Origin of the sequence: Haloplanus sp. XH21 (genome assembly GCF_023276355.1) — an archaeon.
Taxonomy (GTDB): domain Archaea; phylum Halobacteriota; class Halobacteria; order Halobacteriales; family Haloferacaceae; genus Haloplanus; species Haloplanus halobius.
This window is the reverse complement of record NZ_JALLPL010000001.1, coordinates 2,290,931-2,306,950: the sequence shown is the minus strand read 5'-3', so window position 1 is coordinate 2,306,950 and position 16,020 is coordinate 2,290,931. Positions and strand designations below refer to the sequence as shown.

14 protein-coding genes, 1 tRNA gene and 1 pseudogene are annotated in these 16,020 nt (G+C 63.8%); 11 read left to right on the top strand and 5 right to left on the bottom strand.

Annotated elements, in window-relative coordinates; genetic code table 11:
* The first annotated feature begins 73 nt into the window (after window positions 1–73).
* From MXB53_RS12080 to MXB53_RS12040, 9 genes are all read left to right on the top strand, one after another.
* Complete coding sequence (locus tag MXB53_RS12080; RefSeq protein WP_248897793.1) at window positions 74–1,231, top strand: PstS family phosphate ABC transporter substrate-binding protein; 1,158 nt, start codon at window positions 74–76, stop codon at window positions 1,229–1,231.
* A 39-nt stretch (window positions 1,232–1,270) separates the two neighbouring features.
* A complete protein-coding gene (gene pstC / locus MXB53_RS12075; protein ID WP_248897792.1) occupies window positions 1,271–2,371 on the top strand; it encodes a phosphate ABC transporter permease subunit PstC in 1,101 nt (366 codons plus the stop codon).
* Complete coding sequence (gene pstA, locus MXB53_RS12070; protein ID WP_248897791.1) at window positions 2,368–3,969, top strand: phosphate ABC transporter permease PstA; 1,602 nt, start codon at window positions 2,368–2,370, stop codon at window positions 3,967–3,969. Before pstC ends, pstA begins: the two co-directional genes overlap by 4 nt.
* Window positions 3,962–4,870, top strand: coding sequence for a phosphate ABC transporter ATP-binding protein PstB (pstB, locus tag MXB53_RS12065; protein WP_248897790.1), 909 nt, complete (start codon window positions 3,962–3,964; stop codon window positions 4,868–4,870). Before pstA ends, pstB begins: the two co-directional genes overlap by 8 nt.
* Window positions 4,871–4,872: 2 nt before the next feature.
* A complete protein-coding gene (phoU, locus tag MXB53_RS12060; protein WP_345779711.1) occupies window positions 4,873–5,550 on the top strand; it encodes a phosphate signaling complex protein PhoU in 678 nt (225 codons plus the stop codon).
* A gap of 106 nt (window positions 5,551–5,656) precedes the next feature.
* A complete protein-coding gene (locus tag MXB53_RS12055; RefSeq protein ID WP_248897789.1) occupies window positions 5,657–6,577 on the top strand; it encodes a serine/threonine-protein kinase RIO2 in 921 nt (306 codons plus the stop codon).
* 129 nt (window positions 6,578–6,706) lie between these two features.
* Window positions 6,707–7,297: a 50S ribosomal protein L15e gene (locus MXB53_RS12050; RefSeq protein ID WP_248897788.1), complete on the top strand. Its 591-nt coding sequence runs from the start codon at window positions 6,707–6,709 to the stop codon at window positions 7,295–7,297.
* A gap of 144 nt (window positions 7,298–7,441) precedes the next feature.
* A complete protein-coding gene (locus tag MXB53_RS12045) occupies window positions 7,442–9,298 on the top strand; it encodes an aldehyde ferredoxin oxidoreductase family protein (RefSeq protein ID WP_248897787.1) in 1,857 nt (618 codons plus the stop codon).
* 17 nt (window positions 9,299–9,315) lie between these two features.
* Window positions 9,316–10,836 (top strand): hypothetical protein, encoded by a 1,521-nt coding sequence (locus MXB53_RS12040; RefSeq protein ID WP_248897786.1) that lies wholly within the window; start codon window positions 9,316–9,318, stop codon window positions 10,834–10,836.
* Here MXB53_RS12040 and MXB53_RS12035 read toward each other — a convergent pair.
* Complete coding sequence (locus tag MXB53_RS12035) at window positions 10,830–11,234, bottom strand: hypothetical protein (protein WP_248897785.1); 405 nt, start codon at window positions 11,232–11,234, stop codon at window positions 10,830–10,832. The two genes, MXB53_RS12040 and MXB53_RS12035, sit on opposite strands and share 7 nt — an antisense overlap.
* Window positions 11,235–11,334: 100 nt before the next feature.
* Here MXB53_RS12035 and ubaA point away from each other — a divergent pair, with 100 nt between their 5' ends.
* Window positions 11,335–12,147: an SAMP-activating enzyme E1 gene (gene ubaA / locus MXB53_RS12030; protein WP_248897784.1), complete on the top strand. Its 813-nt coding sequence runs from the start codon at window positions 11,335–11,337 to the stop codon at window positions 12,145–12,147.
* Between the two features lie 54 nt (window positions 12,148–12,201).
* A tRNA-Pro gene (locus MXB53_RS12025) sits at window positions 12,202–12,274 on the top strand.
* Between the two features lie 870 nt (window positions 12,275–13,144).
* Here MXB53_RS12025 and MXB53_RS12020 read toward each other — a convergent pair.
* The 4 genes and pseudogenes from MXB53_RS12020 to MXB53_RS12005 form a co-directional block, all read right to left on the bottom strand.
* Window positions 13,145–13,885 (bottom strand): type II toxin-antitoxin system death-on-curing family toxin, encoded by a 741-nt coding sequence (locus MXB53_RS12020; protein WP_248897783.1) that lies wholly within the window; start codon window positions 13,883–13,885, stop codon window positions 13,145–13,147.
* 547 nt (window positions 13,886–14,432) lie between these two features.
* Window positions 14,433–15,320 carry a hypothetical protein gene (locus MXB53_RS12015; protein ID WP_248897782.1) on the bottom strand — a complete coding sequence of 296 codons (888 nt, stop codon included), beginning with the start codon at window positions 15,318–15,320 and terminating at the stop codon, window positions 14,433–14,435.
* A gap of 1 nt (window position 15,321) precedes the next feature.
* Window positions 15,322–15,588 (bottom strand): winged helix-turn-helix domain-containing protein, encoded by a 267-nt coding sequence (locus tag MXB53_RS12010; RefSeq protein WP_248897781.1) that lies wholly within the window; start codon window positions 15,586–15,588, stop codon window positions 15,322–15,324.
* A gap of 232 nt (window positions 15,589–15,820) precedes the next feature.
* Window positions 15,821–15,988, bottom strand: a pseudogene (locus MXB53_RS12005) (helix-turn-helix domain-containing protein); the annotation flags it as partial.
* Window positions 15,989–16,020: the final 32 nt, after the last annotated feature.

The window sequence follows — 16,020 nt, the reverse complement described above, 5'->3', positions numbered from 1 at the left end:
GCACGTTGTCGTCCGTACCGGTCCGGACACCTCATATAAAGCCCCTTTGTGTCCTCCCGGAGTGTTTCTCGTGATGCCAGCCGACCCGAAACGGATGCTCGATGGCGCATCGCGGCGCAAATTCCTGGCGGTGGCCGGTATGGGTGCGGTGACGGGCCTCGCCGGCTGTGGCAGCCAGTCCGGTGACAACAGTGGACAGTCGATGGATAGCGGTGGGAGCGGTGGCTCGACCGGCTCACAGAGCACGAGCGGTGGGTCGTCGGGTAGTCTGGACACGAGCGTCCTGACCGGTGACGGCTCCTCGACGGTGTTCCCCATCACGAACACGGCGGCGAGTTACTGGAACTCCAACCCCGAGGCGGGCGACGGAGACTACTGGCCGCAGTCCTGGGCCCAGGACGAGTATGGCACGGATATGCGGCTCGCTGACTTCTTCGCCCAGGACTACGGCTACGAGGCGACGGGGCAGCGTTCGGTGCCGCCGTTCCGCGTGAGTATCGCGCTCTCACACTCCGGGACGGGCGTCGAGGGTGTCATGGAGGGTCGCGTCGACATCGGTGACTCATCCGCACCCGCCGCGGCCGAACTCGCTGGCTCGAATCCGAGCGAGGAGACGCTGAACAGCTTCACCGACCACGTCGTCGGCGTCGACGGCCAGCCCATCGTCGTCAGTCGCGAAATCGCCGACGCCGGGGTCGAGAGCATCACCATCGAGGAACTCCGCGCGATGTATCGCCAGGAGATCACCAACTGGTCCGAGGTCGGTGGTCCGGACCGCGACATCCTCGCCCTCGGTCGCGCCGAAGGCTCCGGTACTGACACTTCGTTCCGGGCCAACGTCTTCGGCGATCCGAACGCCCCCATAAGTCCCGACCAGCGCTTCGGGCAGAACCAGCAGCTCCAGCAGGCCATCGCCCAGGCCGACAACGCCATCGCGTACATCGCCCTGGCGTTCGTCGAACCCGACGGTGCGACGCCACCTGTCGACCTGGTCATCGACGGAACGACGTACTCCTACGGCGATAACCTCGGGGCGCAGGACTACCCGCTCTCGCGTGACCTCCACGCCTACACCTGGGAGGGTACCTCACGGAAGGAAGCGGCCTTCCTCAACTTCGTCCTGAGCGACTTCGGGCAGGAGAACTTCGTCCAGTCGAACAACTACTTCGCGCTCCCGCAGGACCGTCTCGAAGCCGAGCGCGAGAAAGTCGCGCCGTCGAACTTCTCGTAACCCGCCGGCGCATCCACCGGCCATCGATCTCAATTTCGCATGTTACGCTCGATCCACACACGCGCGACGCACGAACTCTCAGCAGCCGCCACGCTCGCTCGCAACTCCCGTCAGCGAACCGAGGACGGGGCGCTCCTGATGTATCTCGTCGGTGGCCTGTCGACGGCCGCCGCGTTCGGCCTGTTCCTCCAGGGATCTCAGTGGACTGCCGTCCCGATGCTCGCCTTTCTGGCGACCGTCGTCGTCGGCTGGACGCGCTATCAGGCCGAACTGGTGAAGGGACTGACCTTCCTCACGACCGTCGCGACGGTGTCGGTCCTGTCGCTCATCGTCGTCTTCCTCCTGCTGCGGTCGGCTCCCATCGTCCGCGAGATGGGGCTCTCCCTGCTGACGCGAACGAGCCAGCCTCTCTGGGGACAGAACGGGGTGTACGCGCTGACGCCGATGATGGTCGGCACGGCGGTCACGACGGTCATCGCGACGGCCATCGCGGCCCCCCTCGGCGTCGCCGGCGCCGTCTTCGTCAGCGAGATAGCGCCCGCCCGCCTCCGAGAGGTGGTCAAACCCGGCATCGAACTCATGGCCGGGATTCCCTCCATCACGTACGGCTTCATCGGACTCACCATCGTCAACCAGTATCTCTACACGGAGTTCCGGACGCCGACGATCGGCTCCTACTTCGCCGCCGGTGTCATGATCGGCATCATGGCGCTTCCGACGGTCGTCAGCGTCGCGGAGGACGCCCTCTCGACCGTCCCGGAGTCGATGAAACGCGGGTCGCTGGCGATGGGATCGACCGACTGGCAGACCACGAAAAGCGTCACCATCCCGGCGGCGATGTCCGGCGTCTCCGCTGGCGTCCTGCTCGGCGTCGGCCGGGCGATGGGCGAGACGATGGCCGCGACGGTGATGCTCTCACACACCAAAGGGTTCCCGACGCCCGTCTTCGACGTGTTCACCAACTACGGCGAGACGCTGACGACGGTCATCGCCTTCGAAGGTGGTAACGCGAGCGGAACCCACATGAGCGCGCTGTTCGCGGCCGGCGTCGTCCTCTTCGGTATGGTGATGCTTCTGAGCATCACCTCCCAGTGGATCGAGTGGCGGATGCACCGAACGCTCGAGGGTGAGAACGCGTGAGCAACGTCGAACGCACCGGACTCGTCGTCCGCGACTCGTCGATCAGTGGCGTGCTGTCGAGCGCGCTGATCGCCACCGCGGCCCTCGTCTTCATCGCGTCGTGGGCGACCATCTTCCAGTGGCTCGACGTGGGGAGCCGCTACCTCGGAGTCCGGCTGTTCGACCTGCTCGGCGGCTCCCTGTTCGTCCTCTCGGCCGGGCTGTTGGCGCTCGCGCTCGGCTCTCGGTTCGGCGGCGTGGATGGCACACCCTCCGACGACGCCGGGCTCACCGTGGCCGCCGTCGTCGGCCTGCTCTGGGCCGTCGTCGGTGGCCTCGCCGCGGCGCAGTGGGGCGGCAACGAACCGGTCGTGTGGCTCTCGGGCGCGCTCGCACTGGGCGTCCTCGGCTCGGCCACTGCCCTCTTCCCCCGCGAGGACCTCGGCTCGACGCTTCCCGTTGCCCTCCTGCTCGCAGTCCTCGGCTACGTCATCGTCGCCGGGCACATCAACGTGGGCTGGATCTGGACGCCCGGCTGGACCGACGCCGAGTTCCCCGGCTCGGAACTCGTTCCCATCCTCGTCGTCCACGGCGCGCTCCTCGGCATCTGGTGTGCCGCGAAGGCCAAGCGGGGCTACGGTGCGCAGGGGCGCCAGTACGGCGCGTACGCGCTCATCGGCATCGCCGTCTTCTCGATACTCGGCGTGCTCGCGCTCCTCATCGCGTTCATCGTCGTCCAGGGGGTAGATGTCGTGCTGACGGGAGCGAGTCTCACGGGTGGCGCGCTGTCCCTGTTCGGCGTGTCGCTCCCTTGGATCGAAGCGCCCTTTGTCACGAGCGTTCCCGGCGGCCTGTTCGTCGAGGTGCCGGGCGTCATGCCGGCTATCGTCGGCACGCTCTGGCTGGTCTTCGGCGCCGTCGCGTTCGCCGTCCCGCTCGGCGTCGGCGCCGCCGTCTTCCTCACCGAGTACGCCGAACAGGGCCGGTTCACCCAACTCGTCGAGGTAGCGACCAACGGCCTCTGGAGCACGCCGAGTATCGTCTTCGGCCTGTTCGGGCTGGCCTTCCTCGTCCCCCGCATCAGCGGCGGCAACTCCATCTTCGTCGGCCAGTTGGTGCTGGGGTTCATGCTCCTGCCGCTCGTCCTGATCACCAGCCGCGAGGCGATCAAGGCCGTCCCCGACGAACACCGCGACGCGAGCGCCGCGCTCGGCGTGAGCAAGTGGGAGACGATTCGGAGCGTCGTCATCCCGTCGGCGATGCCCGGCGTCATCACCGGCGTCATCCTCGGCGTCGGCCGCATCGCCGGTGAGACGGCACCCTTGCTCCTCGTGTTCGGCGGCGCGCCCTTCCCGAGTTCGGGACCACAGGTGCTCCAGTCGTTCCGGTTCAGCACGCGGCCGCCGTTCGTCATCAACGACGCCCTGCTCTCCCCCGCCAGCGCCCTCCCCTATCAGCTCTACTCCTCGATTACCGCCGGCGTCTTCGACCATTCCGCCTTCTCCAGTACGGAGTACGGCTGGGGGACGGCGCTCGTCTTGCTCCTCGTCGTCATCGGTCTCTACGCCGTCGGCGTCGGGAGCCGCCGCTACTTCCGGAGGAAGATACACCATGAGTAACGCACAACTCGACCGCACCGGTACCAACGCACAGGCCGCCGACCGCACGACAACCGGCGAAACCGACGAGGAGATCCGCGACGACTGGCTGACGTATTCGTTCGCGGGCGAGACGAAACTCTCGACGACCGACCTCGACGTGTATTACGGCGACGATCACGCGCTCACGGGCGTCTCGCTCGACATCCCAGCCGAGAGTGTCACGGCGCTCATCGGTCCGTCGGGCTGTGGGAAGTCGACGTTTCTCCGCTCGCTCAACCGGATGAACGACCGGATCGCGGCCGCCCGCGTCGAGGGGTCCGTCGAACTCGACGGCGAGGAGATCTACCAGGACGGCGTCGACCTGGTCGAACTCCGCAAACGCGTCGGGATGGTGTTTCAGGCGCCCAACCCGTTCCCGAAGTCGATTCGCGACAACGTCTCCTACGGCCCGCGGAAACACGGCGACATCGACAAGGGATTCCTCGCCCGCCTCCTCGGTCGCGACGACCGGGAGACTGAGGCGGAACTCGTCGAGCAGTCGCTCCGGGACGCCGCGCTCTGGGAAGAGGTCGAGGACCGCCTCGACGACAACGCGCTCGGTCTCTCCGGCGGCCAGCAACAACGGCTCTGTATCGCCCGCTGTCTCGCGACCGATCCCGACGTCATCCTGATGGACGAACCCGCGAGCGCGCTTGACCCCATCGCGACGGCGAAAATAGAGGACCTCATCGCCGACCTGGCCGAGGACTACACCGTCGTCATCGTCACACACAACATGCAGCAGGCGGCGCGCATCTCGGATCAGACCGCCGTCTTCCTGACCGGCGGCGAACTCGTCGAATACGGCGACACCGACCGCATCTTCGAGAATCCGCGGAGCCAGCGCGTCGAGGACTACATCACGGGTAAGTTCGGATAACCGTGCCCCGAGACGACTTCCAGCAGTCGCTGGCGGACTTGCGGTCCGACGTACTGTCCATGGGCGACCGCGTCGCTCAGCGCCTCGACTGCGCGCTCGACGCGCTCGAGACGGGCGACGAGGCGACTGCTCACGACGTGATCGACGGCGACGACGCGATCAACGAGACGTATCTCGACCTCGAATCGGTGTGTATCGGCCTGTTCGCCCGCCAACAACCCGTCGCGAGCGACCTGCGGTTCGTCGCCGCGTCCTTCAAGATCCTCACCGATATCGAACGCGTCGGCGACCTCGCCACCAATCTCGCCAAGTACGCCCTCGCGGTAGAGTCCGACCGCGCCCAGTTCGAGTCGGTCGATATCGCGCCGATCGGCGATCTCGCCCGTGAACTGTTCGCCGACGCGCTGACCGCGTACCGCACGGACGACCCGGCGCTGTGCCGTGAAATCGCCGCCCGCGACGACGAGCTCGACTCGCTGTGTCAGCGCGCCAGCGAGCAAGTGATGCGCGACTTGATCGAACGCGAGACCGGCGACTCGTGGGCGGTCGAGCGGTCCCTGGACGACATCTCCCGACTCCTGCTCACCGTCCGGGACCTCGAACGCGTCGGCGACCACGCCGTCAACGTCGCCGCACGGACGCTCTACGCGGTCGAGAGCGACGCGACGCTCGTCTACTGAGTCGTCGACATCGATTTCAGCGTGCCACCGTCCAATTCTCTATCGCTACATACGATTTATCTCGCCGACGCGGGGGGCTTTTGACCCTCGCCCGTCAACGTGTCGTATGGTCAAGAACGTCGCCGGCGTGGTCGCCGAACTCGACGCCGAGGACTTCTATCTCCTCTCCGGCGTCGAGCAGGGGATGCGGTTCAGCGAGTGGGTCAACCGCTCGAAGCTGCCCGACTACGCCAACCTGACGTCCGAGGAGGTGGACTACCGGTTGGATCGGTGTATGAAACGGGATCTGATCCAGCGCCGGACCATGCAGTACGAGGGCTACCAGCTCACCTTCGAGGGGTACGACGTGCTCGCTCTTCACACATTTGCCGAGCGAGACACCGTCGAGGGCGTGGGCGCCCCCCTCGGCGTCGGCAAGGAGAGCGACGTGTACGAGGCCCAGTCCTACCGGCCGCTGGCGCTGAAGTTCCACCGCGAGGGCTACACCAACTTCCGCGAGGTGAACAAGGAACGCGAGTACACCGCCGACCACCACCACGTCTCCTGGCTCTACACCGCTCGCAAGGCCGCCGAACGGGAGTACGACGCGCTCGAAACGCTCTACCCCGACGTGTCGGTGCCGCGTCCCATCGACCACAACCGCCACGCCATCGTGATGACGAAGTTCGACGGCGTGGAACTCGAGCGGGCGAAACTCGACGACGAGCAGGTGGTCGCCGTCCTCGATCTGGCGCTCCGTGAAGCGGCCGACGCCTACGACGCCGGCCTGGTTCACGCCGACCTCAGCGAACACAACGTCGCCGTCGCGGAGTCGGGAATCACCATCTTCGACTGGCCGCAGTCGGTGTCGACCGAGCACGAGAACGCCGGCGAGCTGCTCGAGCGCGACATCTCGAACCTCGTGGGCTTTTTCGCCCGGAAACACCCGCAGATCGTCCCCGACGTGGAGACGACGAAGGTCGCCCGCGCCGTCGAGAGCGGCGAGTTCGAGACGGTCCGCGAGTTCGCCGCGAGTCGAAGTGCTTAACCCCAACAACGGGGTACTGTCGACAACTCGCTGGTAGACGGGCCCCAGCGGGCACCCGACTCGTCGGGACGACATGTGGCCCGCCGGCCTCGCCGGCGCGGCTGAATCGCAAGCGCCCGTGGGTAAACCATGGCACGAAGCTTCTACTCGCACATCCGAGACGCGTGGCAGGACCCCGGTGACGGGGACCTCGCCGAACTGCAGTGGCAACGAAAACAGGACTGGCGCGAACAGGGCGCCATCGAACGCATCGAGCGCCCCACTCGCCTCGATAAGGCCCGCAACCTGGGCTACAAGGCCAAACAGGGCATCGTCGTGACGCGGACCTCCGTCCGGAAGGGCGGCGCCCGCAAGCGGCGGTTCAAGGCCGGTCGACGCTCGAAGCGGCAGGGCGTCAACCGCATCGGCCGCCGCAAGAGCATCCAGCGCATCGCCGAGGAGCGCACCTCGCGGAAATACCCCAACCTCCGCGTGCTCAACTCCTACTGGGTCGGTGAAGACGGCTCCCAGAAGTGGCACGAAGTGATCCTCGTCGACCCGCACCACCCGGCCATCGAGGCCGACGACGACCTGAACTGGATCTGCGACGATTCGCACCGTGGCCGTGCGTTCCGTGGCAAGACCAGTGCCGGGCAGAAGGGCCGCGGTCAGCAGAAACGTGGCAAGGGCACGGAGCACACCCGGCCCAGCATCGGCGGCGACCGGCGCCGCGGCAAGTAACGTTCTTTTTCGCTTTTTCTCGGCGGTTAGTCGTGGCTCTCGTGTGATCGAATAAATCGCATGTCGCGATATCGAATGGGCGGCTGGTTCGTGACGATATTCCGACCGACAAACGATTTGTGCCCGGAGCGTCGAACGTCGCGTATGTCAGACCTGCCACCCGTCTACGGCGGCCGGATTCTCCACGTCCACCTCGACGAGGGGGAGAGCGAGATCGAGGAGATAGCCCCCGAAGACGCCCGGCGCTTCCTCGGCGGCAACGGGTTCGCGGCGAAAGCGGTCCACGACCACGTGCCCGCCGACGCGGGCCCGTTCGACCCCGAAAACGTCGTCGCGTTCGCCGTCGGCCCGATGAACGGGACGCCGTTCCAGTCGACGAGTCGGGGCGTCGTCGGCTTCGTCAGCCCGCAGACGAACGGCTTCTTCGACAGCACCTTCGGGGGCACTTTCCCCCGCGCCCAGAAGACGACGGGCTTCGAGATGGTCGTCCTCCACGGCGCCGCCGCCGACCTCTCCTACGTCCACGTCGACGAAGACGGCGCGCGCGTCGAGAGCGCGCCCGACACGGCGGGACTCGACACCTACGAGGCGTGCGCGGAAGTCGAGTCGCTGGCGGCCGACGACGCCGACAACGATGTCCACGTCATCGCCACCGGCCCCGCGGGCGAGAACCAGGTGCGCTTTGCCTGCCTGCTTCACGACTCCGAGATGCGCGAAGGGGTGGCCGGCCGCGGCGGTGCCGGCGCCGTCCTCGGGTCGAAAAACGTGAAGGCGGTGGCGATCGAGGAGGGCGAGTTCGATCCCGATCCCGCTGCGGACGGCGACCTGCGCGACCTGGTCGGTGAGCGGATGGGCCCGTTGATGGCCGAAACCGAGATGCTCCAGAACTACGGCACCAGCGGCCTGGTCAATCCGATCAACGAGATGGGGAAACTCGGCCGGCGGAACAACCGGGTCGAACAGGCGCCCGACGAGAAAGCCGAGGCCATCAGCGGCGAGCGCCTGCGCGCGGAGTACGTCACCGAGGACACGACGTGTGCCAACTGCGCCGTGGCGTGTGGGAAACACGTCGCCGTCGAGAGCGAGGGCATCACCGAGGCGAAGATTCCGGAGTTCGAGAGCCTGTTCGGTACCGCGACCATGACCGACGTGTTCGACATCGAGCGTGTGATGAAGGCCAACGACCTCTGTGATCGTCTGGGGATGGACACCATCTCCTGGGGCGTCTCCGTCGCCTTCGCCCGTGAGTGTTACGACGAGGGCCTTCTCACCGATGACGACTCGCCACACCTCGCCTTCGGCGATGCCGACGGTCTCGTGGAACTCGCCCGGCGGACCGCCCACCGCGAGGGGTTCGGCGACCGCCTCGCCGAGGGGTCGTTCCGCCTCGCGAGCGACCTCGCCGACGAGGCCGAGCGGTACCTCCACGGCGTCAAGGGCCTGGAGTTCGCCGCCCACTCCCCCCGCGGCCTCAAGGGGATGAGCATCGGCTACGCCACCGCGACGCGCGGTGGCTCCCATCACGACACCCGGCCCACGCTCCAGTACGAGGGCGAACACAGCGAGACGACCGAGGGAACCCCCGCGTTCGCCGCGCGAACCCAGCATTTCACCGCGCTCGGCGACTCGCTCACGCAGTGCCGGTTCGTCAGCGAGGCCGGCTGGGGCAAGCGCGTCACCGACCGCTACCGCGACGCCATCAATGCGGCGACCGGCTGGGACCTCTCGACCGACGAGGTCGAACGCATCGGCGAGCGGGTCTACAACCTCGAACGCCTCATCAACGTCGAGCGCGGCGTCGCCAGCCGCGAGACCGACACCCTCTCGCATCGCGTGCTACACGAACCGATTCCCGAGGGGCCGGCCGAGGGGATGTACTGCCCACCCGAGGAACTCGACCGGATGCTCGACGAGTACTATGACTTCCGCGGTTGGGACGACGACGGCGTGCCGACGGCCGAACGCCTCGCGGACCTTGATCTGGGCGCGCTCGCGGAGTGAACTCGGAGGCTTCGAACGTGTCCGCTCTCCGCTCGGCAGCCCGTGCCACGCTGAACAGCCCCCGTCTGCTCGCACTCGCCGCGCTCGCTGCTATCGCCGAGACGGCGATTCGGATAGGGGCCACGCTGGCCGAATCGATTCCGCTCGCTATCCTCTGGCCGCCGATCAGCGTCGTCGTCCTCGGTCTCGTTGCACCGAACGTTCGGGCTGCACTCCCGCCGGCAGTCCGCCCCGACGATGTCGGGCGCCCGGCGCTTCCGGTGCTTCTCGCCGTCGCCGTGGGCGGCCACGCGCTCGCCCTCGCCGTCGGTACGACCGCCTTCCTGCTTCTCGACACTCCCGTCCGGGTGGCGCTGTACTGGCTGGGCTACGGCGACGCGCTCACGACGCTCTCGGTACAGGTCGGTGGGGCCATCATCGGTGTCGCGGTCGGCACCCTCCTCGGCTGGGTCGTCGTCGCCCCCGCCGTCGGTCGCGTCGTCGCTGGCGAGTCACCAAGTCGTGCCCTCGGCGCGGCGCTGGCGGGCGCCGACGCGTCGCCCCGAACCGTCGCGAGGCTGCTCGCGGTCCATCTCGCCTTCGCGGGCTTGCTCGCGGTCGCCGTCGCGACGGCGATTCGCTCTGGACGCCTCGTCGGCCTCGTACTCGGTGGCGCCATCGCCGTTCTCGTCTCGGCGTTCGCGCTCGCGCTTCTCGCTGCCCGGGCGATCGCGGCCGCACCCGCCGACGCGTCGTCGCCCGACTGGCGTCGTGTCGTGCTGGTGGTCGTCCTCCTCGTCGCCGCTGGCACGGCGGTCGGTGGCGTGCGGGCGGCGGAGCTCCGTCCGACCGCGACTCACTCGGCGTCGCTCCCCGACGACCCCGACACCGCCTACGCGACGGCACACGAGAACACGCTCCGCGCCGACCACCGCTACCGTGTCGCCGTACTCGCCCCCGACGCCGACCCGTTCGTCGTCGAGCATCGGATCGACCGGACGGACCGCCAGTACCGACAGTCGACTGCCGGTCGGGCGCACGGGCCCGCCGTGTACGCGTCGGCGGGCACGGGGTCGCCGCCGACTCGCGGTCTCGACGCCGTCGCTCTCGGGTCGCGTACCGTGGGGTCGGACGAACGCCCCGTCCGGGCGGCGCCGGACTACGTCTCGTGGGCTGACCGCTACGACTGGGCTCCCGGCGGCGGACTCCAGCCGCCGGTATCCGGTGTCGACGGGTGGCGCGTCGTCGAGCGCGGTGACGACCGACTCGTCCTCGAACTCACCGACTCCGAGGCGGTGTTCGCGGCCACACAGCCGAACGCGCCGGACCGGCTCTCGAACGTGAGCGCCGCGCGCATCCGCGCCGTTATCGACCGCGAGAGCGCGACGCTCGAACGAATCGACGTTCGGTTCGACGGGACGGTCACGTCGAACGGGGACCCGACTCGTATTGCCTCGCGCGTCCGCCACGAGTTCACCGTTGGCGTCGACGTGAAGCGCCCGCTGGCCCTCGGTACGCCGTGGCCGGGTGAACTCGTCTGGCGGGTGCTCGTCTACTGATTGGCACTCGCCCCGGTGCGGTAGCCGACGACGAGCCACGTTCCGATGGCGACGAGGGCGGCGACGACGACGAACACCCAAAACGCGGCCCACGCTCCCGCGCCGACGCTGCCGGTGTAGACGCCGATAGCCACACCAGCCACGCCCGCGACGATGAAGGGCGCGAGAAAGGGCCAGTCGGACCACCGGCCGCCAGCGTTGCGGTATTCGACGGCGTAGCCCCAGATATTGCCGACGGTAAACTGGAAGACGACGAGGCCGAGGAGGCCGGATAGGACGGCTCGGAAGCCGGTTGCGACCGTCAGCGCATCCGCACGCAGGAGCGAGACGATGGTTCCGGCGACGAAGACGGCGAGCATCAGGGCGTGCCACGGTCGGAGACGGTCACGGAGGGCCATGTGTCACGCTCTCGCGTCGGCCCCCCAAGAACGTGGCGCCCTCGCGCTTCGCGCACCGAGACGGCACGGATTTATCCTCCTCGACCACGGAGATGCTGGTATGAGTGGGCTCTCGCTCGACGCCACGCAACTGGACCGCTACTCGCGACACATCATCATGGACGAGGTCGGGCCGGAAGGGCAGAAACGCCTCCTCGATTCGAGCGCCCTCGTCGTCGGTGCCGGCGGTCTGGGCGCCCCCGTCATCCAGTATCTCGCGGCCGCGGGCGTCGGCCGCATCGGCGTCGTCGACGACGACGTGGTCGAGCGGTCGAACCTCCAGCGCCAGGTGATCCACGGCGACGCGGATGTCGGCCGCCCCAAAGTCGAGAGCGCGAAGGACTTCGTGGCGACGCTCAACCCCGACGTCGACGTCGAGACCTACGAGACGCGACTCGACCGGACCAACGCCGACCTGCTCGAGGACTACGACGTCGTCGTCGACGCCTCGGACAACTTCCCGACGCGCTATCTGGTCAACGACACCTGTCGCCTCGCCGGTATCCCCGTCTGCCACGGCGCTATCTACAAGTTCGAGGGGCAGGTCACAACGCTCCACCCCGACGGCCCCTGTTACCGCTGCCTGTTCCGCGAGGCGCCCGAACCCGGCACCGTCCCCGACTGCGCGACGACGGGCGTCCTCGGCGTGCTGCCTGGCACCGTCGGCTGTATTCAGGCCACCGAGGCCGTGAAGGTCCTCCTCGACGCCGGCGACCCCCTCGTCGGGCGGATGCTCTTCTACGACGCGATGGACATGAGTTTCGACCCCGTGCCCTACGCCGAGGACCCGGACTGCCCGGTCTGTGGCGAGGACCCCATCGACTCCATCGCGGAGATCGAGTACACCGACGGCTGTGGGATCAGCGCCGACTGAAGCGAACGAACGGAACGAAATCCTTTAGCGCCGGGCCGCTACACATATAGATGCGGGACCGTGGGTTAGCCTGGTATACTTCGGGCCTTGGGTGCCCGTGACCCCGGTTCAAATCCGGGCGGTCCCACTCCGTTATACGGTCGAAATACCAGACGGCGAGAACCCGCTTAAGTCAGGAAGGTGAGCGGCTGTGAGTCGGAGCGAACGCCCTCAGACTCCTACCCGCTCGTAGTCTGCTATTTCTGTGGCTTGCCGAGTCCTCGCGACAGTCGCGACGACTGTCCCGCGCGGAACGAGGAGTATATCGCCCGTGGGACGGCACTGCTCGACCTGCGGTGCCCGTCTCGTCACGACCACCTCCCGCGGTGGCATCCCTCGCCGGACCTGTCCTGACTGCAACGGGGGCGGTGAGCACCGAGCGCGTCGGTGGCTTCTCGACCTCAACCTTCCCGACGACTTCGAGACGTCCACGTCGTGCCACGTGCTCGCGACGAGGAGACGCACATCGAGCCCGCTCAACCGCGCCGAGTAGCGACCCACCACGCGGTGGGTTTCGGACGGTCCGGCTGTGGGGCATTGTCGGTGGTCGAACGTGCTGGAGCGTCCGACGCTTGCACGTTTCTCCTGAAGGAGCTAGAAACTTATCCGAACTGGAGGGATGTTTTCGAACGAGGTACAGGAATGGGGACAAAGAAAGGCAGGTTGGTTATAGACGTGCCCTGGGAACGGCAAGAACCACTCACGCTACACCGTCAGTGACGAAATAAAGAAATTATTCTTCGGCCAGATCTTCGTAGATCTTCTTGTGGTTCTCGCTACTCCGGTCATATGCGGCTAATGCTCGAACCATCTTCGATTGTTCTTCGTCCAAGAGCTCACTTGTTGCTGACATGGTTGAATCACCGGTCTCTCCGACCGCTTCCCTGCGTAACCGGTTAGGCAACCGGACATAGCAAGGCGATGTTTAATTAGTTTATGGGTGATACCGGCCCCCATTTCAACTTTCTTCAAGAGGTTCGCCTTGATCTTCTATGACCTCCGATAATAGATCGCGTATTTCGGTGAGGGTTTCCGTCCAATTCTCTTCCAATTCTCCGATGAAATCTAACACGCCTTCGGGAAGCTCTTCCTCAAATTCATCCCTAAATTCGAGGAATTCTGCGACCATTTCATCTACATCACGAATATGCTGCATGAACTCTTCAGGTGAAACCTGGTCCGGATTGTTACGCACCTCCTGAAGAAAAGCTTCGGACTGCTCAATTACGTTCTTTCGCCATCTCGTGAGATGTATCAACCGAACCACCTCAGTTGGCACCCTCTCATGATCTTCGGGTAAAGCGATCTCCTCAAAATAGTCTGCAACCTCTTCTTGGTCGACCATTCGCTCCATCACAGCAAATAGTTTGAGTATTGCCTTAATTTCCTCACCATAGTCGAAATAATATCCGTTGAGGGCATAGAATGTCCAAGTCGTGTTGAGTGCAGTTCTCTTATTCCCATCTGCAAAAGAGTGATTCGCTGACAGGAGGCGGAGCAACATAACGGCTTTCTCGTGGAGTGTTTCGGGGACTTGGCCGAAGTGGCCGTGTTCGATGCAATTCAATGCATAATTTACTGTACCGTCATTTAGTATACCAGGCTCAGCGTCATCATCTTCCTCGATAATATCTTCGTGTATTGACATTATATCATCCTTAGTGGGGTAGAAAACATCGTGATTAGAATCCGGGCCCATACTGTCACTAACTCCTTGCTAACACTTCAAATCATACGAATTACCGGGGTTGAGCCCGGACTAGTCATGGAGTGGGATAGTTGGGGGGCTGGAAGAATTCCGCGAGCACGATCTCGGCGCGTACAGCCTCGAAGTGCAGGGGCGTGGGATGGAAAAAGTCGCGTGGCTGTAGTCCCTGAGAACCAACGTTTTAGTCGCTCGGCTTTCAACCACAGGCTGCTTCCAACGTCGGTGGGCCGTTCTTCGCATTTTATCGCATCCGGGGTATCGGCGTAAAAGCGTTGGTTCAACCCCTGAGTAATCCAACGTGTAAATTCTTGTTGCTGAGTAATTGCTATCGTAGGGCTTCATGAGGCCGAAAAATGCCGCTCACATCTGCATACTATATTTCTGATATATGTTATTGAAGTCACCTGAACCCCGTCCCAACCCAGGTCACAATCGGCGGTGGATATGGACGACATCGTCCGTGAGAGGCGATGTTGATCCGTTCTAGGTGTACGATCTAGAAACGTTCTAGACGAGATCGACAATCTATCTAGTCGGACTACTCTTCCCTATTTTCTCCTGCAACTTTCTTGTGGCCCTCTATGAGCAGGTTCTTGATGATTAGATCCGTCTTATTTGGCCAAGAAGGGGTAGTTGAATCAAAAGAGATTGGTCGTTCTGCATTTCCCTCAAGTCCTATTCTAAATAGATGTCTAAATGAAAAATCTTCCTTCGATAACTCGCCCTCTGCCGATGAATCAACTCTCGTTAGATCGATATCTAAGTCAAGGATTTCAAACTCTCTCGTATTCCCAGCAAGGTCATCAAATCCAACACTAAGACGAAGCTCTAAGCGAGTCGCTCCGCGCTTATATACAGAGTAGGCAAAATCATTAACATATCCACCTAGCTCCGAGTTAGTATGTATTGTAACAGGTGTCCTATATATGCGAGATTCGCCGGGTTTCAAAGCACTAGATAAATTTCTGTGGGGGTCTGTCTCTCCCGTATCTGAACTCTCAACCTCCATCTGTCTGAAGACCGGTTCAATCTCTACCCCTTCATAATCAACAGCCCCTTCAATTCCCAAATGAGGATTAATACCAACACCGTTTCCGACGTTCTCTAATGAGACAGTTACCGCATTCTCAGAAAGGTCACCAACACTACTCAAAGCAAAGGGATAAAAGGCATCAATATCGATTTGTGGCAGTTGATTCGTTTCCATCAACTTCTCTTGTGTCTCCATTATTTCTACCTGCTTCTCCTGGATATCTGTCTGTCTGAAATACAGCAGGACTAGAAATAGAGTTAACATCCCAGAAATCGTTGCAGATACTAATTCAACAGAAATCACTCCAAAATATGCCGAGGCTAGCAAACCAGCCACTAAAACGCTGAGTCCGAGAGTTCTCCACTTTTCTGACTCTAGTATTTGAGAAACCATATTATCCAAATCCAGCCCACCATCCGGGCCGTACCTTATCCGGCGGCCGAACAGCTGGCAACGGCCGCTGTAACTCCGCATCCACGTCCCCATCCAGATACATCTCGCCCCACGACGTGAGTTCGTACTCATCGTCGAGGCCGAGGTCGCGCAGATAGACGTCGACGAACCCCGCGTTCGCCAGGACGCGACACCGGCGTTCGATCCGGCGTCGGTCGGCTTCGACATCCTGCTCGAAGGCGATCTCCCACGCGGTCGCCGTCGGCACCGAGTTAAGTATCCGGTCGGCGGTATTCATCCAGCATCCTCTTCTACAAATCTGTCACTCATCCACGTACAGACAGTTTTCCTGTCCGCTCGCAAAAATGTGTGGAAAACTCGCACGGAGAAATCTGAAGCAAGTAGCGAAACAATCGTCGTTCAACGCCGGTTAACGTATTCCCGATAATCACTCCATATCACGACGGCGAAGGAGGCACACGACCCCGTCGCCAACCCACCTACTCCTCAAACAACGAGGCCAACAGACGATGCTCCGCCTTCCGAAGATGCGCATGCAACGTCGGAGGGGCGATATCAAGCGCCGCTGCAACCTCTTCGGCGGTGCTCGTCCGCGGCCACTGGAAGTAGCCGGCCCAGAACGCGGTTTCGAACACCTCCCGCTGCCGTCGCCGCACAGTCACCAGCCGATGACGCCAGC